The sequence below is a fragment of the Pseudomonas sp. GW822-FHT03F08 genome, from assembly GCF_058801265.1.
In genome coordinates this window covers 483,370-509,584 of sequence record NZ_JBXANC010000002.1, presented here as the reverse complement: position 1 = coordinate 509,584, position 26,215 = coordinate 483,370, and the positions used below count along the sequence as shown (strand labels likewise).

25 protein-coding genes and 2 pseudogenes are annotated in these 26,215 nt (G+C 56.8%); 13 read left to right on the top strand and 14 right to left on the bottom strand.

The features are described from left to right. Nucleotides 1-3 precede the first annotated feature (3 nt). The gene (locus tag AC1RME_RS06100; RefSeq protein ID WP_096821391.1) at nucleotides 4-879 is read left to right on the top strand and encodes an SDR family oxidoreductase; all 876 of its coding nucleotides are present in this window, start codon (nucleotides 4-6) and stop codon (nucleotides 877-879) included. Beyond that, complete coding sequence (locus AC1RME_RS06095; protein WP_255261934.1) at nucleotides 869-1,474, top strand: hypothetical protein; 606 nt, start codon at nucleotides 869-871, stop codon at nucleotides 1,472-1,474. The genes AC1RME_RS06100 and AC1RME_RS06095 overlap by 11 nt, the downstream gene beginning before the upstream one ends. Before the next feature lie 5 nt (nucleotides 1,475-1,479). Here the strand turns inward: AC1RME_RS06095 and AC1RME_RS06090 are convergent, their stop codons facing one another. Beyond that, a complete protein-coding gene (locus AC1RME_RS06090) occupies nucleotides 1,480-2,373 on the bottom strand; it encodes a LysR family transcriptional regulator (protein WP_176504868.1) in 894 nt (297 codons plus the stop codon). 214 nt (nucleotides 2,374-2,587) lie between these two features. Here AC1RME_RS06090 and panB point away from each other — a divergent pair, with 214 nt between their 5' ends. Further along, entirely contained in the window at nucleotides 2,588-3,412 is an 825-nt protein-coding gene (panB, locus tag AC1RME_RS06085; RefSeq protein ID WP_096821388.1) for a 3-methyl-2-oxobutanoate hydroxymethyltransferase, read from the top strand. A gap of 2 nt (nucleotides 3,413-3,414) precedes the next feature. Here panB and AC1RME_RS06080 read toward each other — a convergent pair. The 3 genes and pseudogenes from AC1RME_RS06080 to AC1RME_RS06070 all read right to left on the bottom strand — a co-directional run. Continuing rightward, a pseudogene (locus AC1RME_RS06080) lies at nucleotides 3,415-3,528 on the bottom strand (IS5/IS1182 family transposase); the annotation flags it as partial. A gap of 106 nt (nucleotides 3,529-3,634) precedes the next feature. Beyond that, a complete protein-coding gene (locus AC1RME_RS06075) occupies nucleotides 3,635-5,206 on the bottom strand; it encodes a hypothetical protein (RefSeq protein WP_096821387.1) in 1,572 nt (523 codons plus the stop codon). A gap of 44 nt (nucleotides 5,207-5,250) precedes the next feature. Then, entirely contained in the window at nucleotides 5,251-5,403 is a 153-nt protein-coding gene (locus AC1RME_RS06070) for a hypothetical protein (RefSeq protein WP_096821386.1), read from the bottom strand. A 349-nt stretch (nucleotides 5,404-5,752) separates the two neighbouring features. On the opposite strand from AC1RME_RS06070, the gene AC1RME_RS06065 reads away from it, so the two are divergent. From AC1RME_RS06065 to AC1RME_RS06035, 7 genes and pseudogenes are all read left to right on the top strand, one after another. Continuing rightward, nucleotides 5,753-6,421, top strand: coding sequence for a GntR family transcriptional regulator (locus AC1RME_RS06065; RefSeq protein WP_096821385.1), 669 nt, complete (start codon nucleotides 5,753-5,755; stop codon nucleotides 6,419-6,421). Between the two features lie 79 nt (nucleotides 6,422-6,500). Beyond that, nucleotides 6,501-7,307 (top strand): ABC transporter substrate-binding protein, encoded by an 807-nt coding sequence (locus AC1RME_RS06060; RefSeq protein ID WP_096821384.1) that lies wholly within the window; start codon nucleotides 6,501-6,503, stop codon nucleotides 7,305-7,307. Between the two features lie 11 nt (nucleotides 7,308-7,318). Continuing rightward, the gene (locus tag AC1RME_RS06055; RefSeq protein WP_085730925.1) at nucleotides 7,319-8,095 is read left to right on the top strand and encodes an amino acid ABC transporter permease; all 777 of its coding nucleotides are present in this window, start codon (nucleotides 7,319-7,321) and stop codon (nucleotides 8,093-8,095) included. 2 nt (nucleotides 8,096-8,097) lie between these two features. Next, complete coding sequence (locus tag AC1RME_RS06050) at nucleotides 8,098-8,877, top strand: amino acid ABC transporter ATP-binding protein (RefSeq protein ID WP_096821383.1); 780 nt, start codon at nucleotides 8,098-8,100, stop codon at nucleotides 8,875-8,877. Nucleotides 8,878-8,897: 20 nt separating this feature from the next. Further along, nucleotides 8,898-9,989 carry a polyamine ABC transporter substrate-binding protein gene (locus AC1RME_RS06045; RefSeq protein ID WP_493090748.1) on the top strand — a complete coding sequence of 364 codons (1,092 nt, stop codon included), beginning with the start codon at nucleotides 8,898-8,900 and terminating at the stop codon, nucleotides 9,987-9,989. Nucleotides 9,990-10,014: 25 nt separating this feature from the next. Beyond that, a complete protein-coding gene (locus AC1RME_RS06040; protein WP_493090746.1) occupies nucleotides 10,015-11,625 on the top strand; it encodes a gamma-glutamyltransferase family protein in 1,611 nt (536 codons plus the stop codon). A gap of 131 nt (nucleotides 11,626-11,756) precedes the next feature. Further along, nucleotides 11,757-12,177: pseudogene (locus AC1RME_RS06035) on the top strand (cupin domain-containing protein). A gap of 233 nt (nucleotides 12,178-12,410) precedes the next feature. Here the strand turns inward: AC1RME_RS06035 and AC1RME_RS06030 are convergent. Continuing rightward, complete coding sequence (locus tag AC1RME_RS06030; protein WP_176504842.1) at nucleotides 12,411-12,629, bottom strand: hypothetical protein; 219 nt, start codon at nucleotides 12,627-12,629, stop codon at nucleotides 12,411-12,413. A gap of 181 nt (nucleotides 12,630-12,810) precedes the next feature. On the opposite strand from AC1RME_RS06030, the gene AC1RME_RS06025 reads away from it, so the two are divergent. Further along, nucleotides 12,811-13,710 (top strand): hypothetical protein, encoded by a 900-nt coding sequence (locus AC1RME_RS06025; RefSeq protein ID WP_096820438.1) that lies wholly within the window; start codon nucleotides 12,811-12,813, stop codon nucleotides 13,708-13,710. 206 nt (nucleotides 13,711-13,916) lie between these two features. On the opposite strand, the gene AC1RME_RS06020 is transcribed toward AC1RME_RS06025, so the two are convergent. The 5 genes from AC1RME_RS06020 to ectB are packed head-to-tail and all read right to left on the bottom strand — an operon-like array spanning nucleotide 13,917 to nucleotide 17,935. Next, nucleotides 13,917-14,219: a hypothetical protein gene (locus tag AC1RME_RS06020; protein ID WP_096820437.1), complete on the bottom strand. Its 303-nt coding sequence runs from the start codon at nucleotides 14,217-14,219 to the stop codon at nucleotides 13,917-13,919. Between the two features lie 9 nt (nucleotides 14,220-14,228). Then, entirely contained in the window at nucleotides 14,229-14,852 is a 624-nt protein-coding gene (locus tag AC1RME_RS06015) for a LysE family translocator (RefSeq protein ID WP_096820436.1), read from the bottom strand. A 50-nt stretch (nucleotides 14,853-14,902) separates the two neighbouring features. Next, nucleotides 14,903-16,207: a SidA/IucD/PvdA family monooxygenase gene (locus AC1RME_RS06010; protein ID WP_096820435.1), complete on the bottom strand. Its 1,305-nt coding sequence runs from the start codon at nucleotides 16,205-16,207 to the stop codon at nucleotides 14,903-14,905. A 10-nt stretch (nucleotides 16,208-16,217) separates the two neighbouring features. Further along, complete coding sequence (locus AC1RME_RS06005; RefSeq protein ID WP_096820434.1) at nucleotides 16,218-16,685, bottom strand: GNAT family N-acetyltransferase; 468 nt, start codon at nucleotides 16,683-16,685, stop codon at nucleotides 16,218-16,220. Further along, nucleotides 16,682-17,935: a diaminobutyrate--2-oxoglutarate transaminase gene (gene ectB / locus AC1RME_RS06000; protein WP_217993305.1), complete on the bottom strand. Its 1,254-nt coding sequence runs from the start codon at nucleotides 17,933-17,935 to the stop codon at nucleotides 16,682-16,684. Before ectB ends, AC1RME_RS06005 begins: the two co-directional genes overlap by 4 nt. A 536-nt stretch (nucleotides 17,936-18,471) precedes the next feature. On the opposite strand from ectB, the gene AC1RME_RS05995 reads away from it, so the two are divergent. Beyond that, a complete protein-coding gene (locus tag AC1RME_RS05995) occupies nucleotides 18,472-19,038 on the top strand; it encodes a TetR/AcrR family transcriptional regulator (RefSeq protein ID WP_096820432.1) in 567 nt (188 codons plus the stop codon). An 83-nt stretch (nucleotides 19,039-19,121) separates the two neighbouring features. Here AC1RME_RS05995 and AC1RME_RS05990 read toward each other — a convergent pair whose 3' ends face one another. From AC1RME_RS05990 to AC1RME_RS05980, 3 genes are read right to left on the bottom strand one after another with little or no spacing between them, the layout of a single operon-like run. Continuing rightward, the gene (locus AC1RME_RS05990; RefSeq protein ID WP_096820431.1) at nucleotides 19,122-20,525 is read right to left on the bottom strand and encodes an efflux transporter outer membrane subunit; all 1,404 of its coding nucleotides are present in this window, start codon (nucleotides 20,523-20,525) and stop codon (nucleotides 19,122-19,124) included. A 4-nt stretch (nucleotides 20,526-20,529) separates the two neighbouring features. Further along, the gene (locus AC1RME_RS05985; RefSeq protein WP_096820430.1) at nucleotides 20,530-23,661 is read right to left on the bottom strand and encodes a multidrug efflux RND transporter permease subunit; all 3,132 of its coding nucleotides are present in this window, start codon (nucleotides 23,659-23,661) and stop codon (nucleotides 20,530-20,532) included. A gap of 27 nt (nucleotides 23,662-23,688) precedes the next feature. Next, nucleotides 23,689-24,846 (bottom strand): MexC family multidrug efflux RND transporter periplasmic adaptor subunit, encoded by a 1,158-nt coding sequence (locus AC1RME_RS05980; RefSeq protein WP_096820429.1) that lies wholly within the window; start codon nucleotides 24,844-24,846, stop codon nucleotides 23,689-23,691. Between the two features lie 118 nt (nucleotides 24,847-24,964). Between AC1RME_RS05980 and AC1RME_RS05975 the strand changes: the two genes are divergently transcribed. Next, complete coding sequence (locus AC1RME_RS05975) at nucleotides 24,965-25,546, top strand: TetR/AcrR family transcriptional regulator (protein WP_096820428.1); 582 nt, start codon at nucleotides 24,965-24,967, stop codon at nucleotides 25,544-25,546. Here the strand turns inward: AC1RME_RS05975 and AC1RME_RS05970 are convergent. After that, nucleotides 25,539-26,150 (bottom strand): dTMP kinase, encoded by a 612-nt coding sequence (locus tag AC1RME_RS05970; RefSeq protein WP_096820427.1) that lies wholly within the window; start codon nucleotides 26,148-26,150, stop codon nucleotides 25,539-25,541. The genes AC1RME_RS05975 and AC1RME_RS05970 overlap by 8 nt on opposite strands. Nucleotides 26,151-26,215 lie beyond the last annotated feature (65 nt).

The following is a 26,215-nucleotide window of genomic DNA, read 5'->3' as shown; positions in this document are numbered from 1 at the left end:
ACCATGCAGATCTGTAAAAACCGCGTCGTGATCATCAGCGGTGCCGGGGGCGGGCTGGGAAGGGCGTATGCGCTGGCGTTCGCCGCCGAGGGCGCGAAAGTGGTGGTCAACGACATCAATCGTGAGGCCGCACTGGCGGTGGTGAATGCCATCGAGTCGCAGGGCGGCATGGCGGTGGCCAACAGCAACGACATCACCCGCTATGACGATGCGGCGCTGATCGTGCGCCAGGCGATCGAGACTTTTGGTGGGCTGGATGTGGTGGTCAACAACGCCGGCATCTGTCGTGATCGTATGTTCACCAGCCTGACTGAAGCCGATTGGGATGCCGTGATGGCCGTGCACCTCAAAGGGCATTTTTGCATCTCAAGCCACGCGGCGCGTTACTGGCGTGAGCAGGTAAAGGGTGGCCAGACCGTGAGTGCGCGGATCATCAATACCAGCTCTGGTGCCGGGTTGCAGGGGTCTATCGGCCAGTCCAACTACGCGGCAGCCAAGGCCGGGATTGCCGCGCTGACGCTGGTGCAAGCAGCAGAGCTCGGGCGCTATGGCATTACCGTCAACGCCCTGGCCCCGGCGGCGCGCACCGGCATGACCGAGGGAGTGTTTGCCGACGTCATGAAGAAACCGGAGGAGGGGTTCGACTACTTTGCGCCGGAGAACGTAGCGCCATTGGTGGTCTGGCTGGGTTCACAGGAATCCACAGCGGTGAATGGGCAGATGTTTGAAGTGGAGGGTGGCAAGTTGTCGATTGCCGATGGCTGGCGTCGGGGGCCGGAGCTGGACAGACAAGGTCGTTGGGCGGTAGACGAGGTCGGCGGGGCTGTCGAGCAATTGCTGAATCGGGCGGTGCCTGCCGCGAAGGTATATGGCAGCTGAGATTCGGGCGGCAGGAAGGCTAAGTGTGGGGCACTTTTCAGCTGCTATCGTTGTGCATGCAGCAGGGTCGTATCCCTGCGAGGTTCTTGATGCCGCCGGTTGTTCAATGGAGACCCAGCAGAAAGGAATTGGCATGCGGACTATCGCCTATCTGGTTTTGTATCTCGCAGGAGGGCTTGCGCTGTATCCCTACCTCGATGTTTTGCACGGGGTGGGTGTTTCGTTCGATCGCTTCTATTCCTGGGCCTCGATCAACTTGGGCGCCGATTTGTGGGGGCGTCTGGGTGTGTGCTTTATCTACGCGAGCTTGTTCGATCTGGTCTGGGCAGCTTTCTTTTCCGAATCTTCCGACAGTTGGACGCCCACGGTAAGAACCAAAGACGTTTGGTATCTATTTTTCAGTTGCATCGGCTATTTTGCGATGGCCGTAGTGACGGCGGGATTGGTAGGACTGACCACCAAAAAAGCGCCGTATACCGATTTTCATCAGTACTTCACTTTTTTGGTGCTCAGCGCGCTTTTGGGCGTGTGGACGTTGGCGCTGAAGGATTTCTCCGTGGCGATCTTTCATTACGCTGGAAGAAAGCTGAAATAAGAAGGTTACGACTTCTGTGCGTCAGTGGGGGCCAACAATTCAAGCCATTGCTGTGCCGCGACCGACAGCTGCGCGTTCTTGCGCCAGATGGCGACGAGTTGCCATTCCAGTTCCGCGCATTCGAGCGGAACGATTTCCACACCGGGCGGGATGTGGTGTTGCGCCAATAGTCGGGGCAATACCAGCAGGCCTGCGTTCGCGGCCACCAATGACAAGCAAAAAGCCAGGTTGTCGCTTTTGGCTGCCTGTAGGCAACTGACGTCTACAGCAGGGCAGCAGAGCTTGATGCGGTGATTGAGAATCGAGGCGCCCTGCAACTGCACCCATGGGTGATGCGCCAAATCCGGCAGTGTCAGTCGATGGCGGTTGGCGAGTGGGTGGCGAGGTGGCAGGACGACAACCAGTGGTTCCTCACAAATCGGCAGCCAGGCCAGGTCGTCTCCGTCGGGTCGCAGACTGATCGCCAGTTCTATCTCGCCCTTGCGAACGGCCTCTTCCAGAGCCTGGCCTCCTTGCTCACGCAATTGCAGTTCCACTTGGGGAAAGCGCCGCCGAAATTCGGTCAACACGGCCGCTACTTGATCGGTACTGCCCAAGGGTGGCAGCCCCAGCTGAAGGACACCGGTGACGAGGCTGTTGAGCAAGTTCACGTCCGTCAGCATTTGCTTGCTGCGACTCAGCAATCCCTTGGCGTGGTGAAAGACCACTTCGCCCGACGGGGTCAAGCGTGACGGCACGCCCGGACGGCTGCGAACCAATAGCGTCGCGCCCAGTTCCTCTTCGAGTAATTGAACGGCTTTGCTCAGTGCCGACTGGGTGACGTGAAGGGTGCGGGATGCCTTCGAGAAACTTCCATGCTCTGTCACTTCCACGAAATAGCGCAAGTTCTTCAGGTCCATCTTGTATTCCATTTCCGCATACGGTTCAGAAAAATTGTTCGCTCACTCCGGCTGGAGAAATGCTTCTACCATCGCCCCCGAAAAACGTCCGGATACAAGGACGGGGAACATTAAATCAGAAGTGGAGGCCAGCCTTGTTCGGAGATCGTATTTGGCGTCTGCGTCGATTCAAGAGGTCCTTCCTTTAACGCTGTTTTCGCGAGGAGTTCACGTCATGAGTACCGCAGTCAATGAAACCCGCCGTCTGACCGTACCCGACATCAGGGCTTGCAAGGGCAAACGCAAGATCGTGTCGTTGACCGCGCACAATCGATCGCTTGCCGAGATCGTTGACGAATTTGTCGACGTTATCCTGATGGGGGATTCGACCGCGATGGTTGCCTACGGGCAGCCCAACACGCTGGATTTCACACTGGATCAGACGATTCAGCACAGTCGTGCGGTGGTGCGTGCCACACAGCGCGCGTGCGTGGTGGCTGATCTGCCATTCGCCTCTTATCAGGAGTCACCGGCTCAGGCTTTTCGCAGTGCCGCGCGGTTGATGATGGAGGCCAATATTGCTGCCGTGAAGCTGGAAGGCAGTGCGGTCATGGCGCCCACCGTGCAGTTTCTGGTGGAGCGGGGCATTCCCGTGATGGCGCATATCGGGTTGATGCCCCAGTTCGTCAACACCATGGGTGGCTTCAAGGCCCAGGGCATGGACGAACGATCGGCAGACGCTATCCGTGAGGCCGCCCTGGCGATGGAAGCGGCCGGTGCGTTTTGCATTGTGCTGGAGGGCGTAGCGGAGCCGCTGGCCCGCGAGTTGACCGAAGTCTTGCGCGTGCCAACCATCGGAATCGGCGCCTCGCCCGCATGCGACGGTCAGGTGCTGGTGATCGAAGATATCCTGGGGCTGGGGGGAGAGTTCGTACCGCGTTTCGCTAAACGTTATGCCGATGTGCATGCGGTGATCCGCGATGCGGTGGGGCAGTACGCATCGGATGTGCGTGAGGGCAGTTTCCCTGAGCTTTCGCACTGCTTTGGCGTGAAGCGCTGACATCAACCCCGCCTAAAAAGCTTTATGGCACAAGCCAGCGAGACCACCGCCGCATCGTTTTTCGCGAGTTTGTCGAAGCGCGTGACGATGCGGCGGTTCTCTTTCAACCCGCCAAACCTGATGTACGTTGATCCGGTGCTGATCGATCAGCTTCTGACTCTTTTGCGCCATCGAAACGGGTCGGGCAGGATAGGTTGTCGCAGAGCTATGACAATGCAGAGTCTATAACTGGTGATCGTATCGAGCTCTTTTGAGCATGTGATAGACGTAGTCCAGCTTTTCTTCTGTCGGTTCATCGTCGCGTAGCCAGCGGACCTTTATGTTCATGTATTGAGCCCATTCGATACCTTTTTTGAACCTGCGCCGACTGTCATTTTTCGCGGCCACCTCGATGAATTGGTTTACCAGGTCGTATTGCTGCTTGCCCGCTCTGTACTTGGCAAGCTCGAAAGCCGTCTGGTAATACGCCATAGCCGGTTTGAAGTCTTCCTTGCGGTAGTGGTAGACCGCACGCAACCAGGGCTCCATCCAGCAAAGATGCTCTTCAAGTCCATGGAGTTTGATCCGCTCGGCGTATTCGTCTATCTGCGACCACTGCGTACTTGAATCACGCTTTAGAGTGAATCCCTGTATCACCATGTCGACGAAACCTTCCGGGGGGGCCAACGGCACCTTTCGTTGGTAAAGGTTCATGCAGGTATATACGGCAAATCGACCATATTCGGTTGCCAGTGTGGTTATGCGGTTTTCACGTATTGGCTGATCAGACCGTGCATTTTCAATCCGCTGCAGCATGTCTGCTGCAAAGTCGACCTTTGCATGGAAGAACCCCCAGAAGTCGATCAACGCATGCTGCCAGGTTAACCACGCGCTTTCAGGAGATACTTGTTTTTGCATCACTGGTTGAAGCTCGGTTTTGAATTCATTGATGTCGTCCGCGATCCACTGCGCGTAGTCACGCCATTGAGTACAAACATCCTCTAGGTAGTCGGCATCATAAAACCGTACTACCTGCTCCGCGATGTAACTGGTCACCCTGGCAAACACAAGTGTCGTCAGGATGCTCGCCTGTAAGGTGTCAGGGATCGCTCGGCCGCTGTCTGCCAGCGCCTTGAACGAGTCTCTGAAATTTTTCATCAAAGCCGGCAGGGAAGGGAGCGAGGAACCTGCAATCCAGTTGAAGGCGTTGTCGAGATTGTGTTGAAGCTTATTGTTATCTGTGTCTGCGTTTTTTCCAGGGTAATGGAACTGCGTCTGAGAGATACCACAGCGTTCATAAGTCCAGCGCATGACCTTGGCCAAAGGCGTTATCAGCTTGCCGGCGCTTGTGTTCGAAGGCAGGTACCAGAATTCATCATCAGGAGTTTCCAGTTCAAAATCTGCGATTTTGTATCGAAGCAAGCTCCAGTTCAGCGACATCACCAGTTGAGGGACAGCCTTGATTGAGATGAAATATCGAAGGGTCTGAGCCTTATCCAGAAATGTGCCTTCACTGCGGACTACTTCGTTGTAGGTGTCGTGCAAGTCAGCCAAGGGTGCACCGATGGCTTGCATTAACCGAGTACTGGGCAAGTAACCTAAAAGAATGCTCCCGAGTTGCTCGACAGCTTCGCCAAAGTTTTTGGTCAAGTGACCTTCTTCTTTAGCGAGTCTCTGCAACTGTTTTTGTATGTTTTTCTTGGCTGCTTCATCGAAGTCATCACGACTCACCTCCTTGCGAGGGAGGACGCCAAATGCGTCGAAAGTCAGTCTGATCAACTCGCCTTGGCTTGCGAAACAAACCTTCGTTTTCATATCGAGTCCTCGATCCCCCCGGCCACAGGCCGGGGGGCGCTGTCCTAGCGCTGGTTGGGGTTCAATTGTTTGCCACGGTTGCCATGAACGTGGGCATTCGTCGAGTTGGAGCCAGTGGTGCCTCGGTTGTTATTGAGGGCTTTGGCTCTATCGTTCTGCTGCTGGTGATTCAGATTGGAAGGGGTGCTTTTGGACATGTCTGTCTCCGAGTGAATGGGTGGTGCAGTTGAATGCTATTTACTCTGCTCGGAAGAGGATCCAGGAAAGTTGGAGACGTACTTTTTGTGGGTGCCAGAGATTGGTGCCAGAAGCTTAGCTGCGCCTGGGTGTTACTCAGCTACCGTTCTGCACCTTTCCGGGCTCCGCAATGAGCCATTAGGTAGCAAATCCCGATCTTCGTGTCGGCACACCTGATGGTTGTGCATGGCGCATTTTCTCCTTAATTCATTCGAATCAGATGCTTGGCGGGTTGCTGCAGGTATTGGCATGCATTCTGCTTTTATGTATCCGTGGATAATTGGATACAAAAAGACAAAAGGTGCCGCCATGCAATTCGCTCCCGCCTACGACCAGCGCCAACCGATGACCGCCGAGGAGGAGGCCTACAACTTTCTTCTGGAAGGCATCTGCGGCGGCCGTTATCGCAAAGGTGACCGGCTGATCGCCGAGGACATTGCCAGTGAAATCGGCATGAGCCGGATGCCCGTGCGTGAAGCCTTTCGCCGTCTCGATGCTCAGGGGCTGGTGACGCTCAGGCCCAATCGCGGCGCGATTGTCAGCGGTCTGGATGTCGAGGAAATGCACGAAGTCTTCGAGATGCGCAGCGCCCTTGAGGGGCTGGCGATTCGAGTCGCGGTGCCGAAGATCAGTGAGCGTCAGTTGACTGCACTGGAACGCCTGCTCGATGAAATGGATGACTACCGCGACGAGAGTGCGGCCTGGGTCAGTCGCCACCGCAAGTTCCATGAGTACCTGTGCAGCCTCAGCGGACGACCTCGTCTGGTGAAACAGATCAGCGCGCTCTACTCGCTGATCGAAGCCCCCATGCGTCTTTGGCTGCAGCACGTTGAAAAGCCACTGAGTGCACGCCAGGAACACGTGGTGATCCTCGACGCAATTCGTGCCGGTGATGCCGCGAAGGCAGAAGCGGTGGTGCGCGAGCACATCGAAGGCACAGTCCCCGAGCTCATCAAGTTTCTGCAATCGGAACGATAACCACAGAGCGGGCACCAAGCCCGCCGATGTTTTGACTTTGAGAACTGCCCCGTTACTAACCGAACTGGAGTGTCTGGTCATGCATACGTCTCGCCTGCTGTTGGCTGCAATTTCCCTGGGGCTCTGTACGCAGTGGGCGGTTGCCGCACCCACCGTGCCGGAGCGTTTGCTCAAGGTCGACAAACTCACCTATTGCTCGGGCATGGACTCGCCGCCCCTGGTGTCCTTCGATGAGGCGCAAAAGCCCAAAGGCCTGACCGTCGACCTGGGTCTGGAAATCGCCAAGCGTCTGGGAGACAAGAAGGTTGAGTGGCGGGTGATCCCGTTTTCCGGCTTGCTGCCGGCCTTGCTGGCCAAACAGTGCGACATGATCGTCGATCAGTTGTTCGACAAACCCGAGCGCCGCGAGGTGATCGACATCGTCAACTACATGTATTCCAGCCAGGCGGTGGTGGTGCCCAAGGGCAACCCGAAGGGGCTCAAGACGCTGGCTGATCTCAGCGCGCACAAGATCGCGGTACTCAACGGTTCGACCATCAAGACCTTGCTCGATACCGAGAATGAAAGCCTGGCCAAGGCCGGCAAGCCACCGATGAAACTGGTGGTCTACAACACCGACACCGATGCATTCCAGGCGCTGCGCATCAGTCAGGTCGATGCTTACGGCACCACGGTGGAAACCGCCGGGTATTACGCCGCCATGGCGCCGGACCTGTTCGAGGAAGGCGTTCCAGCCTTCAGCCGGATCCTCACCGGTCTGGGTATTCGCAAGGATGATCCGCAGCTGAGTGCTGCGGTGCAGCAGGTGATCACCGACATGCGCAGCGATGGCAGCTACGGCCAGCTCCTGAGTAAGTGGCACGTCTCCAGCGACACTCTTGATTGAGGTAGGCGTTGATGAACTTCAATTGGGATGTGTTCTGGCAGTACCTGTTGCAGCCCAGCGGGGTCTACCTCACCGGGCTCTGGCTGACGTGCCTGATCAGCGTGCTGGCCATGTTGCTGGGTTGTGTCCTGGGGTTGGCGGCGGCGTTGCTGCGATTGTCGAAGAACCCTTTGCTGCATTTGCCGGTGCGTTTTTATGTGTGGCTGATGCGCGGGACGCCCTTGCTGGTGCAGATCGTCTTCCTTTACACGGCATTGGCGGCGGGCGGGATTTTCCGCTTTGAAGACATTGAACTGTTCGGGCTGATGATCCCCGGCAACATCCAGGCCGCGATCATTGCGTTGGGTCTTAACGAAGGCGCGTACATGGCCGAGATCATTCGCGCCGGTATCGGTGCCGTCGACAAGGGGCAATACGAGGCGGGGCGCTCCCTGGGCATGACCTTCGCCAAGTTGATGCGCCGTATCGTCTTGCCACAGGCGTTTCGGGTCATCGTGCCGCCGCTGGGTAACGAGTTCAACGTGATGCTTAAAAACACCACGCTGGTCAGTGTGATCGGTGTGCAGGAGTTGCTGCTCAGCACGCAGATGGTGACTTCGGCAACCTTTCGAGTGTTCGAGTTGTACCTCGTGGTGGCGATCTATTTCCTGTTGCTCACGACGCTGTGGGGTTTCTTCCAGCGCTGGCTGGAGACGCGTTTCGGTCAGTCGGATCGGCCTTCGTCGCCGCCGCCGGCATCCAGTCGGATGTTCGGTCGCAGCACGCTGAAACTGCTGAGGGGACGTTAATCATGGCGCACCAAAGTGACGAACTGATCATCGAAGCGCTGGACATTCACAAGTCGTTCGGCAACCTCGAAATTCTCAAAGGGATTTCCCTGCAAGTCCGGCGCGGTGAAGTGGTGGTGCTGATCGGCGCCTCGGGGTCCGGTAAAACCACGTTTATCCGCTGCATCAATTTGCTGGAAGACATTCAGTCCGGGCAGATCCGCGTCAACGGTCAGTCCATGGGCTATCGCACGAAGGCCGATGGCAGCCTGGTGCGGGATTCTGAGCGCAACATTGCCCGTCAGCGGCGGGACATCGGCATGGTGTTTCAACGCTTCAATCTCTTCCCGCACATGACCGCGCTGGAAAACATCATCGAAGCACCGATTCAGGTGTTGGGTGTACCGCGCAAAGCAGCGGAGGAACAAGCGCGGGCACTGCTCAAACGTGTCGGGCTGGCGGAGAAGGCCAACCATTACCCCTCGATGCTTTCCGGTGGCCAACAACAACGGGTGGCGATTGCCCGGGCCTTGGCGATGAAACCGCAGGCGATGCTGTTCGACGAACCCACCAGTGCCCTGGACCCGGAAACCGTCGGCGAGGTTCTGCAGGTGATGAAGGAACTGGCGGAGGAGGGCATGACGATGGTGGTGGTCACCCATGAAATGGGTTTTGCCCGAGAGGTCGCCGACCGAGTAGTGGTGCTCGATCAGGGTGAACTGATCGAACAGGGACCGCCGGAACAGATATTCAGTCGCCCCTCTCATCCCCGTACCCAAGCCTTTCTCAGCCGCGTGCTGTGAGACTCACAAGGATAATGACGATGCGTTTATCGAGCGTGTTTGCGGCCCTGTGCTGCGCTGCCGTGGTGCCCATGATCCAGGCCGCCGACGCGGTGGTGAAGGTCTACAACTGGTCCGACTACATTGGTCCCGACACCCTGAAGAACTTCGAAAAAGACAGTGCCATCAAGGTTCAGTACGACATCTTCGACACCAATGAAATGCTCGAGGCCAAGTTACTTTCCGGACACTCGGGGTATGACGTGGTGGTGCCGTCCAGCCAGTTTCTGTCGAAACAGATTCGCGCCGGTGCCTATCAACCGCTGCAACGGTCGCTGCTGGATAACTGGAAGCATCTCGACCCGCGTCTGATGCAGCGTCTGGAGGCGGCCGATCCGGGCAACCGCTATGCCGTGCCTTATATGTGGGGCACCGTGGGCATCGGCTACAACGAGGAGAAGGTGCGCGCGGTGCTGGGCAAGGACGTGCCGCTGGACTCTTGGTCGATGGTGTTCGATCCGCAAAATCTTTCCAGACTTAAAAGCTGCGGCGTGGCCTTTCTCGATGCGCCGGTGAAGATCATTCCTCAAGCGATGCTTTATCTCGGGCTCGACCCCAACAGCGTCAAACCGGACGACTACAAGCAGGCGTCGAAACTGCTGATGACCTTGCGGCCCTCGGTGACTTACTTCAACTCATCGAAGTACACCGCGGACCTGGCCAATGGCGACATTTGCGTGGCGATCGGTTATTCCGGCGATGTGATGCAGGCCCAGACCCGGGCTCGCGAGGCCGGGAAAAACATCGATATCCGCTACCTGATTCCCAAGGAAGGCGTGAACCTGTGGTTCGACATGCTGGCGATTCCCAAGGATGCCGGCAACGTGGCCAACGCCCATGCCGTGATCAACTACTTGCTGCGGCCCGAGGTCATTGCGTCGGTCAGTGACTATGTGGGGTACGCGAATCCGAACAAGGACGCCACGCCCTTGATGGATCCCAAGGTCAGCGGCAACCCGGGAATCTACCCGAGTGACGAGGTGATCAGTCACACCTTTGTCTCCGCCGATCTGCCGGAAAACATCCAGCGCCTGATGACCCGCGAATGGAACCGGATCAAGTCCGGCCAATGAATCCTTGTTTTGAAGAGCCTTTGCCATGCTGAAATTTTCTGCTCACGAGTACCCGTATCCGTCGCAACGCCAAAGTGTTTTTGCCCGTCGTGGCATGGTGGCGGCGTCCCAGCCGCTGGCCGCTCAGGCCGGCATCGAGATGATGCAAAAGGGTGGCAATGCGATCGACGCCGCCATCGCCACCGCGGCAGCGCTGACCGTAGTCGAGCCAACGGGGTGTGGCATTGGTGGTGACGCTTTTGCTCTGGTCTGGTTCAAGGATCAGTTGCATGGGCTCAACGCCAACGGCCATGCACCGGCTGCTTTGAGCATCGAAGCGGTCAAGGCGGCCGGACATGAACAGATGCCGCTGTATGGCTGGACGCCGGTGACGGTACCCGGTTGCCCTTCGGCCTGGGCCGAACTTTCTCAACGCTTTGGCGTGCTGCCGTTCGCTGATTTGTTGCAACCGGCCATCAGCCTTGCGCGAGATGGTTTTCCGCTGTCGCCCGTGGTTGCCCATCAGTGGCAGGTCGCTTTGGATGAGTTCAGTCCCCATCGCGACGAGGTGCTGGACGCCTGGTTCGATACTTTCCTGATTGAGGGGCGGGCGCCGAGGGCAGGGGAGCTGTTTCGCAATCCAGCGCAAGCGCGGACGCTTGAAGAATTGGCGCAGAGCCGCTGTGAGAGTTTGTATCGCGGCGCTTTGGCGCAGCGCCTGGATGCGCATTCACAGGCTACCGGCGGGTATCTGCGAGCTGCGGATCTGGAACATTACCGTGCGCAATGGGTGGAGCCGATCCACGTCAATTATCGCGGTGTGGATGTCTGGGAAATTCCGCCAAGCGGCCAGGGCCTGGTCGCGTTGATGGCGCTGAAGATTCTCGAGGGTTTCGACTTTGATCATCGTGACAGCCAACAGACCTGGCACCGTCAGCTGGAGGCCATGAAACTGGCGTACAGCGATGGTTTGCACTACATCACCGATCCATTGCACATGCGCGTGGCGGTGGCCGATCTGTTGAGTGATGGCTACAGCGCTCGGCGCCGTGGGCAGATCGGTGAGAAGGCTCAGCCACCCAAGCCAGGTGATCCTCATGCCAGCGGTACTGTGTATCTGGCCTCGGCCGATGGACAAGGCAATATGGTGTCGTTCATCCAGAGCAATTACCACGGCTTTGGTTCGGGTGTGGTGCTGCCTGACAGCGGCATTGCGCTGCAGAACAGAGGGCAAGAATTCAGCCTTGATCCGGAACATGCCAACTGTCTGGCGCCGGGCAAGAAGACGTTCCATACGATTATTCCGGGTTTCCTGACCAAGGATGGCCAGGCGCTTGGGCCGTTCGGTGTGATGGGCGGCTATATGCAGCCTCAGGGGCATGTGCAGATGGTCATGAACCTGGTGGATTTCGGATTGAACCCGCAGTCGGCGCTGGACGCTCCACGCTGGCAATGGCTGGGGGGGATGAAGGTGGGGATCGAGCAGGGGGCTTCGAGGGATTTGGCCAATGCGCTGGCGCGACGGGGACATGAGGTACAGATCGCTTCTGACCTTACGGATTACGGCAGAGGGCAGATTATTATTCGTGATCCGGTCAGTGGTGTGCTGTGTGGTGGGACTGAGCCCAGGGCGGATTCGCATATTGCGGTTTGGTAAGCACAAGCTAACGAAGAAGACGCTAAATGAGGCTAAAATCTTCGAATGTGTCGACATATTAGGTTAACTACACTAAATGAGCCTTTAGTTGAGCTATGCGAAAATCTACTGTGAAATCAATGGAGAAGGCTATGTTGAAACGCCAGGCGAGCGCAAAAGACGTCATTGTAGCCCTGAAACTTGAATCTCATATTGAAGGCGGCTATTTCCGCAGGACATTTCAGGCCGACCTTCAACCAGTCAGACATCCTGCATTATTTCCATCTGGGCGACGCCATCGAGTACAGCCTGATTCATCCTGACGGTTCGCTACAGACATTGGTGATGGGCAGCGACGTTCTGGCAGGACAACAACTGCAATTGCACGTACCGGGCGGAATCTGGAAAGCCTCCAGACTATTGAATGGCGAGAATGGATTTGGCTTGATCAGCGAAGCGGTTTCGCCAGGATTTGATTTCGCGGATATGGAAATGGGGAATCGGCGGAAGCTTACGGCGCAGTATCCGCAGCATCGGGCGCTGATTGAAAAGCTGACGCGTGACGAGGATTGAGAGCAGCACATTCCAAATAGAGCGATCGCCAGGCATCAAAGGCAAGGTGCTTTGAGGAGCCATGGTGGAGATTGAAATCAGGTGTGCAACCGGGCTGATCTTGTAACATCTTGTTACGTGTAATGTATATTATGTTAAATTGTATGTCATAGATGTTCACGGGCTGTCTAAGGCGCTGGTTCGACAAGCTCGCTTCTGGCGTCCACTCTCACAACGTGCCATGTCCTTCGTGTTCATGGCGAGGCATTCAATGAAGCGGCTGCCGATGAAGTTGATTCAGTGCCGTTTCTCTTCAGGTCAACGTGTACCGCTGCTCGTGCAGACCGGAGTTTCCATTTGCCTAGCAGGCTCTCAGCGATGCCGTCATCGGCCAGATGACAAAGCGGCGTGCCGGCAAGCGCCTGGTCTACCGTCTCGCGTTTGAATGATTCGGGAAAACGTCGTCTGGCCATGGGTCACGAATACTCCTTGCGGTGGATATTATCCACCTTAAGTCGTGTCCGGTATTAGTTGACCGCTGCACTTCCCAGTTTCTCCGACATATAACTCACCCTCCACTTCTTGGTTTTTAGCGTGGACCTGCAATAGGGATTGCGGTAATGTCCCCTTTTTTTTGCGGGGACAGATTCTAAAATGAACGAGCCTAAACGGACTTGGATTTACCTTGTGGAAGGGAAGCTTGTTCCTGTTAACACAGACCGGCCTTCTGGCAAGGGGCGCTGGCCAGTACCTAGTATCGATAAAAGTCTGCTGGTGATGGTTCTAGAAATGAAACAAGGCTTAGGGGACTGCAAAGTAGTGAGTCTAGGGCCATCTCATTTGGATTCTTTAAACGATGAGTGTGTAAATTTAGCCTTCGGAGTCACACCTCAGAACTTCAATCCCGACTTGTGGAAAGAGCTGCCAACAGAAGTCAAAAACTTTATTAAGAAAAGAATTCGTCAGGCGGAAAGCAATGTTGCCGATCAATTCTCACAGGTTTCCAATGAGGAAATGTTCACAGGTATTTTTTTTGGCGCAGTTAATAGCAACTACGAAGAGAATGGTTGGAAGGTGAAGCTCAATTACGTGGAGTTCTCCAAGCAGACGAAGGAATCCAATACGGGAGCTGATTTAGGAATTGTCCTGGATGTGACTGATGACATGGGGCAGAGAGCGTATAAATCGATTTGGCTTCAAGCGAAAACGTATGATTCCATACCGAGGAATTTATTAAATCTACCACGACTGGAATCACAAATCGATCTTATGCGTAGCTTTACCGATGCGTCATATGCGTTGCTTTATAATCCCGACGGAGTATTGGTCGCACATCCAGATACCCCTGATGTGTGGGTCGGACTGGATGATCTTTTAGACCGTGCCATGGCTTGTAAAGCCGGCGATCCAAGTACACGGTTACTGGGTAACACGATGAATCGTAGTCATGTCCTGCAAGTCATGATTGATAAGGTTTACTCAAAAACAAGAAGCGATGTAACACCTGGAAAACTGAAAACCGGCTCTAGAAATACAATGAAGCTTAAACGCTAAGCGCTCGATGTGTTCAACATTTAACCCTTATGTGTTTCACGATTAAACACTCATGCAGGAGTATGGCGTCTGCAAACTTGATGCCGCTATTTCAATGATTAGAGGATTTGATGAGGATCGGGGTATCGCTCATCCTGTCTCCTCGCCTGCCCCGCCAATCTCAATTTCGCTCATTGGAATTGAGGGGGCGCTACGTGCGAAGTGCATCAACACGCCCATTTGAAGTCTTGAAAAGCTCCTGCCGCCGGTAATTCAGCCACAACAGCTTGAACATATCGCCTGGCCGTTTGTAACGAGGCTGCGTAGCTGATCCCGGGGCCCAAGGCATCCACGATGGAAAAGACGTCCTCAAGGCCGCAGTCGAGGATCAAAGTGACCGGGACATAATCACTTGTCAGGTTTCGCATCCGACGGTTCAGTGGCAAGCCATCACAGGGCAAATCGATCAGCAACCAACTGCGATATTTGAAGCGCACGCTTACATCCTTGAGCATATCGTTCCACTCCATGACCCGACCTCATCGACTGGCAATCAATACTGGAATTGCGTTATTGAGAGAGAACGCCACCAGAAACACGGCCAGGCCTATGTCAATCTGCCGGGTGTATTTGAGAAACAGCGCCTTTATCGGGCCCTGGCCGAAGAGCAACGACACCAGGGAATACCAGATGACTTCGAGGGTTGAGCACAACACGACCACCAGCACTTTTTCGATGTCGGTGCGTGGCGAGGACAGGAAGCCGGCGTAGATGCTGATCATGAAGGCGATCGTCTTCATGTTGCTGATGTTGGTGATGACGCCCACCCGATAGGCCTTGCCGAAGCTGGTGACGCCAACAGCGGCGCTTTCGGTGGTGCCAGTATTTTTTGCCAGCACACTTTTGATGATGCTGTAGGCGATGTAGAGCAGGTACGTCGAACCACACAAGGTGGCCACTTTGGAAAAGGCCGGGTACTCATGCAGTAATGCTGCCAGTCCCAAGAGGGAAATGGTCGAGAAGAACACCCCTACAGTGCAGATGCCCAAGGTCGCGCCAAGTCCAGTGGAAACCGAGCCCAGTGAGGAGAATCGACTGACAATGATGAAGTTCGGCCCGGGGCTTATTACCGCCAGTATGTAAATCAACGCCGCTGTGAACATAAAACCTCCTTGTTTGAGCAGCAGTCTTTCCAGACTGCTGCCGGGTGGCATCAAGCCAATGCTTGTACCGGGGCCTCGATTTGAGCCAATTTATTCTCCAGGGCGGAAAGAATGTGTTCCACCCGCAAGGAAATCAGGCTGAACGAGCCCGCATCGCCCAAGCCGTGGGAGCTTTCGCATAACCCATTGAGAAACACCGCGGGCAAGTCATCCAGAGGCGTCAGGCTGTAATCGCGATTGACCACCAGGGCCCCGTGAGCATCGGCGCGAAACTGGCGATGATGAGGCGCGAGCAACGGGGGATACAGCTCACCGTTTTCCTTGGCCGCAATATCCTTGAAGCCCGTGGCGAGCACCAACGCATCCAGAGCAAGGGTTGAATGCGTCAGCTGATTGACCTCCCTGAGTGCCAGTTGTACCTGGCCCGATGTATCGATGTGCGCCTGCTCGATGGCGATGTTATTGAGGATCTTGATGCGCTGCTTGCCCTGCAGTTTTTCTTCATGGATGCGTACGTACAGCGCGTTGATGACATCTTCATCGGCAGAGCTGTAATTGGTGCCCCGCAATTGCTTGTCCAGCCGCGATTTGGCTTCTGGTGGAAGGTCAAAGTAGTAGTCGATGAATTCCGGGAAGTACACCTTGTCACTGAACGGGCTGGTGTCCTTGAGTCGAAAGCTGAAGCTTCGATGTAACGAATAAACCTCTTTGTCCGGGAATCTGGCAGTCAGATCGAGGACGATCTCCACCGCGCTCTGGCTGGAACCCACCACGCCGATACGCTGCACACTCGGTGGCAGCTTGTTGATGTGCTCCAGATAATGATTGAGGTGGAACACTCGGGGCCCGGTCAGACCTTCGAAAACTGCCGGGATATTCGCCGTACGCCCGGTGCCGAGTACCAGGCTGCGCCCATAAACGACTCGTTGATCGTTATAGGTGACCTTCCACACCTGCTCTCCCTTGAACAGGAGCGGTTCAACCTGCTGGACGAACGCCGAAGATTCGACATCGCCGAGAAAATGGCTGGCTACCCATTTGATGTACTCGGCATATTCCCGGCGTAACGGATACGTCAGTGGCAAGTTGAGGTAGTCGAACAGGCGACCGGTTTCTTTCAGGTAGTTGACGAAACCATAGCGGCTGCGTGGATTGCGTGGCGTAACCAGATCCCGTAAAGGGTTGTTCTGGATATCCGATCCGCTGAGCAGCATTTCATCCTGCCAGTCCGGCGTCTGCTTGGCGTCCAGGAAGCGATAAGTCAGCGCTGATGCTGACTCTTCGAGGCCGATTGCCAACGCAAGGTTGGAGGGGCCGAAGCCAATTCCCACAATATCGAAGACAGTATTTGACATGGAAAAGCTCCTATCCCTGGATTTGCTTTAATGGAAGATGATAATAGTGATACGCGGTGTTTTCGATAAAACCAAATCGAGTGTATAGGTTTCGTGCTCGTGGATTATCGTCTGCGCCTTCGATAAATAGTTGTTTGGCGCCTGTTGTCTGCGCAAATGTTTTTGCTGCATTCAATAACGCCAGCCCTACTCCCTTCTTGCGCTTTGACGATTCGACATACAAGTCATTGAGTATCCAGAGGCGCTCCAGTGTGACACTTGAGAAACTGGGGAATAGTTGGGTGAATCCAATGACTTCGTTGTTGACTTCAGCAACAACAAAAATTGTTTCGCCCAGAAAAAAGCGCTGTTTAATAAACTCCAGTGAGCGGGCCAGATCGGAGGCTTCACCATAGAACTGGCGGTATTTGTCCAGCAATGGCGCAATCGCCGCAGCGTCGTCGAGGGATGCATGCCGGGTAATGATTTGATCACTCATGATGCGGTCACCTCGGCAAAGGCTTGCTCAAGTATGTGCAAACCCTGAGTGATCTGCGCGGGGGATATTGTCAGTGCCGGCAGGAACTTGAGCACCTGGTTGTCGATGCCTGAAGTTTCAATGATCAGCCCGCCCGCGTAGGCCTGTGCCGCAACTCTCTGCGCCAGGGACTTGTCCTTGAACTCAATGCCCCGGAAGAACCCGCGCCCTTTGAGGCGATTAGGCGCCTTGCTCGCAAAGTCCCGGGATAACGCCAGCAGCCCTTGATGCAGCAGGTCTGCCTTGCCGCTGAGCTCCTGGGTAAAACGGTTATCGCTCCAATAGTGATCGATAACCGCCTTGCCCGTGACAAATGCCAGGTTGTTGCCGCGAAATGTGCCGTTGTGTTCCCCCGGCTCCCATACATCCAGATGGGGCGCCAATAAAACAAGGGACATGGGCAAGCCATAGCCGCTGATGGATTTGGACAAGGTCACGATATCCGGGGTGACACCCAGGGCCTCAAAGCTGAAGAAGTCCCCTGTGCGGCCGCAGCCTGCCTGTATATCGTCGATGATCAACAGAATGTCATGGTCATGGGCGATACGTTGCACCGCTTGTACCCAGGCGGCCGAAGCGCTGTTCACACCGCCCTCACCCTGCACTGTCTCGAGTACGATGGCCGCTGGCTTATCGATGCCGCTTCCGCTGCGCAACATCTTGGACAGGTACAACGAGGTGTCGAGGTCGTCGCCAAAATACTGGTCATACGGCATGAACGTCACGTTGTTCAAGGTGACCCCGGCCCCTGCTCGCTTACGCGGGTTACTGGTCAAGGCGAGGCTGCCCAGGGACATGCCGTGGAACGCATTGGTGAATGCCACGATATTCTGGCGGCCGGTGTACTTGCGGGCCAGTTTGATGGCGGCCTCCACCGCATTGGTACCGGTAGGGCCGGGAAACTGTACTTTGTAGCGCAAGTTGCGACGGGCCAGGATCTGCTCATCGAACGCCGTCAGGAAGTTCTTCTTGGCCGTAGTTTTGAAATCCAGGCCATGGGTAATGCCATTGCTCTCGATATAGTCGAGCAGCGCAGCTTTCAAAACCGGGTTGTTATGTCCGTAGTTCAGAGCCCCCGCGCCGCTGAAGAAATCAATGAACACCTGACCTTGTTCACTGGTCAAGGTCGACCCTTCAGCGGTGTGAAAGGTGGCAGTGAAGTCACGACAGTAAGAGCGAACGTTAGACTCTTTAAGCTCGAATATATCCAGGGACTGTGGCGTGGCAGGTGCAAGGTGGGGAAGTGAGTAGTTCAGCGTAGCCGTCATGTCAGGTACCGTTTATCAATCCAATTGAATGGACTTCCAACAGGCATAGCGATTTCCCAGTGGCCATGTAGCGAATGCTGAGAGGTCTATCATCCGTGAAGTCCGTGTACAACTTTCATCCGTTGAAACATGACCCGCTCTGTTGGCCAGCAGGAACAATGACGTCTTTCGCTTATTAAACTATCAGTAATCCGTGAACAAACGACCAACTATAAATTCATATGCTTATTACTGGTTCTGTGAAATGCCCAAACATACAAATCAGTAACCGTGATGAGGCGTTTTTGGTCGGCAGAATCACCCGTCGCTCGTTTCAGGCTTGGGATTGGCGGGAGGCAAGAGCGTTGCGCGGCGTGCCGGGGGCGTTGAGTAAAAATTGTCTCAGATGAAGTAAATTTCTCGATTTTTTTGGTTTTCGTTGCAGTAAAGAGCTTTTCCTGCACAATTCCCGACATTGAAATTCGATCCGAGATTGACTGATGTCCCTGACTCCCCAAGACGAACGACTCATCAAGGCGCTGGCTTTGGCCATCGTTGATCGCCCCCGCGCGACGCTCAAGGAGCTGGCTGAAGCCGCTGGCGTAAGCAAGGCGACGCTGCACCGCTTTTGCGGCACCCGTGACAATCTGGTACTGATGATGGAAAGCCATGGTGAGACGGTTCTCAACCAGATCACCACCTCGACCGACCTGTTGAATGGCGATCCGGTGCAAGCCCTGCGCGGTTTGGTCAATGAGCATCTGGCACATCGTGAAATGCTGGTTTTCCTGCTCTTTCAGTATCGCCCCGACACCTTCGCGAACACCGATGAAGGCAAACGCTGGCAGTTCTATCTAGATGCCCTCGATGCCTTCTTTCTGCGCGGCCAGCAATTGGGTGCGTTCCGTATCGATATCACTGCCGCGGTCTTCACCGAGCTGTTCCTGACCATGATTTTCGCCATGGTCGATGCCGAACGCCGTGGGCGTGCCGCCAGTGCCAACTCGGCCAATGTCGTGGAACAGATGTTCCTGCATGGCGCTGCCAATCCCGCCCGTCCTCAATAACGTTCCGCCAGGCAAAAAAAGCCCCGCGACCTCTCGGTTCACGGGGCTGAATGGCTGGACGCGCCAACCCAAAGGAGCTGTTGTCAGGACTTGTCCGGCGACCAGCCTCCGCCCAGCGAGCGGAACAGATCGACCAGGGCAATCTGCCGCTGGGTGCTGACCTCGATAAATGCCGTTTCGTTGACGAAGCGGGTGCGCTGGGCATCGAGGTAACGCAGGTGACTGTCGATGCCGCCTTCATAACGCGCCTTGGCCAGTTTCAGCGTTTCGCTGCTGGTGTCGGCCAGCGCGCGTCGGGCCGCCTCTTCCCGGCGCAAGGTGTCGGTGGCGGCCAGTGCATCGGCGACCTCGCGAAACGCCGTCTGAATCGTGCCCTCATAAGCCGCCACCGCCGAGTCCTTACGGGCTTCGGCCAGGCTCAGGCCAGCGCTGTTGCGCCCGGCATCGAACAACGGCAGCGACAGGTTCGGCACAAAACTCCAGGACCGCGAACCACCGTCAAACAAACCGGACATTTGCGCACTGGATGTGCCGAAGCTGCCGGTCAGGCTGATGCGCGGAAAGAACGCCGCCCGTGCAGCGCCGATGTCGGCATTGCGCGCCTGCAATCGATGTTCGGCAGCGAGAATGTCCGGTCGGCGCTCGATCAATGTGGAGGTGGTGTCGGGCGCAATGTCCTGAACCAGCATCGGCTCCGTCGACAGCCGTTCAGGAATTGCTTTCGCTGCATCCTTGGTGCCGAGCAACAACACCAGCGCGTTAAAAGCCTGCTGTTTCTGCCGCAGATTGCTTTCCTGTTCGGCGCGCGATTGTTCCACCAGCCCCAATGCTTCCTGATAGTCCAGCGCAGTCGCCGTACCGTTTGATCGGCGCTGGCTGATCAGTGCAAACGAGTACTCGCGGCTGATCAGCGTTTGCTGAGTCAGGTCCAGGCGACGCTGGGCGCCATCGTGAATCAGATAAGCCTGACTGACTTCGGCAATCAGGGCGATCTGCGCGGCGCGGGCCGCCTCTTCAGTCGCCAGATACTCTTGCAATGCAGAGTCAGTGAGGCTCTTCACCCGGCCAAACAGATCCAGCTCGTATTCCGGCAGCGACACGCCGACCTGATAGCTGCTGGCAACCCCCGCCTGGCCATTGCTGGCCAGATCCGCCGGCAAGCGCTGACGATTGCCGGATGCACCGGCATTCAGGCCCGGCACCCGGTCCGCCCGCTGGATACGGTATTGCGCCCGCGCTTGTTCGATATCCAGAAGTGTCTGGCGTAACGAGCGGTTGTTGTCCAGCGTGATCACCACCAGGCGACGCAGTTCGGGATCGACGATAAACGTCTGCCAAGCTAGTTGGTTAATCGGACTGCCCTGCTTGGTCGACTCCCCCGCCCAGTGCTCCGCAACCGGCGCAACAGGACGCTCATAAGTCGGTGCCAGTGAACAACCGCCCAGCAGCATGGCGATCACCAGCGTAGAGAAAGCTGAAATGCGCATGGAATCACTCCTGAGCCAAAGCGGGTTGTTCGACAGGCGCGGGTTTACTGCGCAACCGCGACAGCACCCAGACAAAACAGATCGGTACGAACAGCACACCCAGCAACGTCGCGCTGAGCATCCCGCCAATCACACCGGTACCGATTGCACGCTGACTCGCGGCCCCTGCCCCGGTGGCCAATGCCAGCGGCACCACACCGAGAATGAACGCCATGGAAGTCATGACGATCGGACGGAAACGCAGGCGCGCGGCCTCAATGGCGGCGTCACGCAGGCTGTAGCCCTTCTCCCACAGCTCCTTGGCGAACTCGACGATGAGGATCGCGTTCTTCGCCGCCAGACCGATGATGGTGATCAGGCCCACCTTGAAGTACACGTCGTTAGGCATGCCGGCGACCATCACGGCGAGCACCGCACCGATGGCACCGATTGGCACGATCAGCATCACCGTCAACGGAATCGCCCAGCTTTCATACAGTGCAACCAGCAACAGGAACACCACCAGGATCGCCAGCGCGAACAATTGCGTCGCCTGACCGCTGGAGACCTTTTCCTGATAAGACAGCCCCGTCCATTCGTAGCTGAAACCCGCCGGCAATTGCGCAGCGATTCGTTCCATTTCCGCCATGGCTTCACCGGTGCTATAGCCCGGTCCGGCGTCACCGACGATGCGGATCGATGGATATCCGTTGTAACGCACCACTTGCACCGGACCTTCCTCCCAGTGAGTGGTGACGAAGGCGCTGAGCGGCACCAGATCGCCCGCGCTGTTGTGCACGTACAGCTTGAGTACGCTTTCCGGGGTCATCCGATCGCCCTGCTCGGCCTGCACCACCACACGCTGTTGGCGGCCAGCGTTGGTGAAGTCGTTGATCACTTCAGAACCGAACGCGGCGGACAACGCACTGCTGATCGACTCGAAACTCACACCGAGGGTGCGCGCCTTGTCACGGTCGATCACCACCCGCAATTGCGGCGACTCGGCCAGACCTTCCATCATGGCGTAGAGGATTTTCGGGTTGCCGTTGGCCTGACCGAGCACCTGGTCACGGGCGGCGAGCAAGGCTTCACGACCCAGGCCGGCACGATCCTGCAGGCGCAGCGCAAAACCACCGGAGTTGCCCAAACCGTCAATCGGTGGCGGCGGCACCGCCATCACGGCGCCGTCGTTGGTCACGGCAAACTGCTCGTTCAGCGCCATGACCTCGGCCATCGCCGATTGATCTTCGCCACGCTGCGACCAGTCCTTGAACACCGGGAACGCGAGTGCCGCGTTATCACCCATCCCGGAAAAGCTGAAACCCGAGACCAGGAACATCGACTGCACCGCATCACGGGACGCGAGATAGCGTTCCAGTTGTTCGCCGGTCGCTTCGGTGCGAGTCCGGGTCGCGCCCGGTGGCAACTGGACGTCAACGATCATGTAGCCCTGGTCTTCCACGGGCACAAAGGATTCCGGCAAGCGCAGGTAGAAGAAACCGAGCATCGCGATAATGCCGACGTACACCAACATCATGCGACCGGCCCGCGCGACCAGCCCGCTGTTCAGGATCGAGTAACGCTCAGTGAGTCGGGCAAAGCCACGGTTAAAGGCGCCAAAGAAACCGCGCTTTTCATGGTGTCCTTGCGGAATCGGCTTGAGCAAAGTGGCGCACAGTGCTGGTGTGAACGTCAGCGCGAGGAAACCCGAGAACAGGATCGACACCGCCAGCGAGACCGAGAACTGCTGATAGATCACCCCCACCGAACCGGACATGAACGCCAGCGGCATGAACACCGCCGACAGCACCAGGGTGATACCGATGATCGCGCCCGATACCTGCCCCATGGCCTTGATCGTGGCGTCGACCGGCGACAACCCTTCTTCCGCCATGATCCGCTCGACGTTCTCCACCACCACGATGGCGTCGTCCACCAGAATGCCGATGGCGAGCACCATGCCGAACATGGTCATCATGTTCACCGAGAAGCCCAGCAGGTACATCATCACCAGTGTGCCGAGCAGACACACCGGCACCACAATCGACGGAATCAAGGTGTAGCGGATGTTCTGCAGGAACAGGAACATCACCAGGAATACCAGCACCATCGCCTCGATCAGGGTGTGGATCACCTTCTCGATGGCGACATCGACGAAACGCGACGTGTCGTAGGGAACGGAATATTCCACGTCGTCCGGGAAGTACGCCGACAGTTTGGCCAGGCGTTCTTTTACGGCCGTTGCAGTCTGGATTGCGTTGGCGCCGGGCGACAACTGGATCGCCGCTGCCACGGCGGGTTTGCCGTTCAGACGCGAGTTGAAGTTGTAACTCTCCTGACCGATTTCCACTCGGGCGACGTCGCCCAGTTTGACCGTCGAGCCGTCCTCGTTGGCGCGCAGAACGATGCGTGCGAATTCTTGCGGATTATCCAGAGTGCCTTTCACTGCCAGCGTGGCGGTCAGTTCCTGTTGGCTGCTGGTTGGCGTGCTGCCGAAACTGCCGGCCGGCACCTGCACGTTTTGCCCGCGAATCGCGATGCTCACGTCGTCGATGGACAGCCCATAACCCACCAGCTTCTGCGGGTCGAGCCAGATGCGCATCGCGGCTTCAGAGGAGAAGAATTGCAGCTTGCCGACGCCCGGCACCCGCCGTAGTTCGTTGTTGATGTTGCGCGCGGCGTAGTCGCCCAGCGCGGTCGTGTCGGTGTGCTGGGAGCCTTCCTTATAGTTGAGCGCATAGATCAGCAGGAAACCGGCACTGGCCTGCTCCACCTCCAGACCTTGGGTGAGTACCGCTTGCGGCATGCGCGACTCAGCCTTTTTCAGGCGGTTCTGCACGTCGACCTGGGCAAGCTGCGGATCAGTACCCGGCTGGAACGTCACCGCAATTTCGGCGATGCCGTTGGAGTTGTTGGTCGACTCGAAATACAGCAGGTTCTTGGCACCGTTGAGCGACTCTTCAATCACGCTGGTGACCGAATCCACCAGCACTTTCGCCGAGGCACCGGGGTAAGTCGCTGTCACCTTGATCTGCGGCGGCGCGACGTCGGGATATTGCGCCACCGGTAGCATCGGAATGACCAGCAGGCCGGCCAGAGAGATGAACAACGCCACCACCCAGGCAAAGTTCGGGCGTTTGATGAAAAACTTGGACATCGGGAAATCCTCGCGGCGACGGCGCCCTTACTGTTTCGACTCAGACGACTGAGCCACGGCCTGGGACTGACCCGGTACGACCTTGGCCCCCGGTTGCAGACCGGCAAGGCCACCAACGATCACTTGATCGCCCGCCTTCAAGCCTTCACTGATCTGCCAGCGCGATCCCTGCATGGCACCGGTGACCACACTGCGTGATTCGACCCGGTCATCTGCGCCGACCACCATCACTTGGGCGCCGCCATCGCTGCCCCGCTGCACCGAACGTTGCGGCACGAGAATGGCCTGGCTGTCAGTGCCCTGTGGCGTACGCACACGGACATACATGCCCGGCAACAGCACGCCGTCGGTATTGGCGAACTTGCCGCGCAACGACACCTGCCCCGTGCCGCGATCCACGGCGACATCGGTAAACATCAGCGCACCCTGACGCTCGTATTGGGTGCCATCGACGCGAATCGACAGTGCCTTGTTGTCGTCGGCGGAGAGTTTTCCGTCCTTGAGCGACTCGCGCAGACGCAGTGCATCGGCGGCCGACTGAGTAAAGTCGACATACACCGGATCCAGTTGCTGAATCCGCGCCATCAACGTCGCGTCCCCCTGCCCGACCAATGCCCCTTCAGTGACCAGTGCACGGCCGACGCGGCCGGAAATTGGCGCGGTTACCGAGGCATAACCGAGATTCAACCGGGCGCTTTGCAGATCGGCCTGGGCCGAACGGGTGGCTGCCTGAGCGCTGCGCAGGTCAGCCATGGCGCTGTCAAAATCCTGTTGGCTGACCGCCTCGATCTTTACCAGCGGTTCATAGCGCTTGACTCGCGCCTGAGCCTCAAGCGCAACAGACTGAGCGCGAGCCAGCTCACCTTCGGCCCGCGACAACGCTGCCTTCAGCGGTGCAGGATCGATCTGGAACAACAGATCCCCGGCTTTGACGTCTGCGCCCTCTTCAAAACGCTTCTGCATCACGATGCCCGGCACCCGAGCGCGCACTTCCGCAACGCGCATCGGCTCCACCCTGCCCGGCAGCTCCGACGTCAGCGCCAAAGGCTCGGTTTTCACGGCCACCACTTCTACCGGGCGCGCCACTTCCGCCACCGCCGCTTGTTCACTCGCCGGTCCACACCCGGCCAACGCAATGGCGACTGCCAGCGATCCCGCCATCCCTACTGCACGCAAATTGCCCATAACTCACCCAAGGCTTGATCGAATTTGGCGCGAATGCTACGTTTCAAATCCCAATGAGTCAATAATGTCTCATGTGGGTATTTTGTGAATCTTATATGAACACCGCTCAAGGCCTCTGATGAACTCGATTTCCCATGATGAACAGATGCTCAAGTCGCTGACCCTGGCCGTGGCCAACCGGCCGAGGGCGACGATGAAGGAGTTGGCGCAACTGGCTGGCGTGAGCAAGGCCACCCTGCACCGCTACTGCGGAACACGGGAAAACCTGACCGCAAAACTGGAGGAGCACGCCGAGGGCACGCTAAAGCTGATCATCGACAACGCCGGCCTGCAGCATCTGGAGCCGCTGGAGGCGCTGCGCCGATTGATTCGTGAACACCTCGCCCACCGCGAGTTGCTGGCCTTTTTGATGGCGCAATACCGTCCTGATTTTCTCGATCTGGAACAGGGGGGCAGACGCTGGCTGTTTTATCTTGAGGCGCTGGACGGGTTCTTTTTGAAAGGCCAGCAGGCAGGGCTGTTTCGCATCGATATCACCGCGGCGATCTTTACCGAGCTGTTCATATCGCTGGTCTACGGCCTGGTGGATGCCGAACTGCGCGGGCGCGCGGCTCATGCGGATTCGGCGCGGACGCTTGAGCGGATGTTTCTGAATGGGGTGTTGGCTGCTCGTCTACCTGCGCCTTTCTTGATCAGCTAATCAATTTATAAATCTCGGAAACCACCTGCATCGTAGCGTCTTCGATCGTTCCTTCATTACGGCACAAAGCCCAGCCATGATCGGCAGCCGCTTGCTCGAACGTCTCTGTACACGCGACATGCTCAGCGTGCTTCTGGATCACAGTACCGCCCAGTCCTCTGGATCGTGCCTTTGCCCTGGCCCATGAAATATCCGGCGCGGTGACGACGCCGACATGCAGGTCAGGCACCTGCACGTTTCGTTCGATGTTCAACTGGAGAATCTCTGCAAACGGGACGGTTTGGCGAAACGCGGCGTCAGACGGATACCAGCGATCGATCAAGATAATGCTGCCCACCGGCTGTTCAGTCAGCACGTGCCGGGAGATCCAGCTACGGCTATCAGCAAAGCGCTGACACACCGCCCACTCCAGATCCCGGGAGTGATTTCTGGCAAGTTCGTTGACGAGGGCCATGTTGGCACCCCGGTAGGGATCGCTTTTTCTCTCGCAAAGTCGGATGACTTTCTTGTTGTCGGCCCTCAGTACTGCCGTAACGGCTTCCAGTAATGTGGTTTTGCCGGTTCCTTTTGGCCCATCCAGAGAAATAAACAACGGACGATTCATTCTTCACGCAACGATTGAGACATTGATGACCACTCTATCGTCATTTCTGCAATTCAATCAGCTCA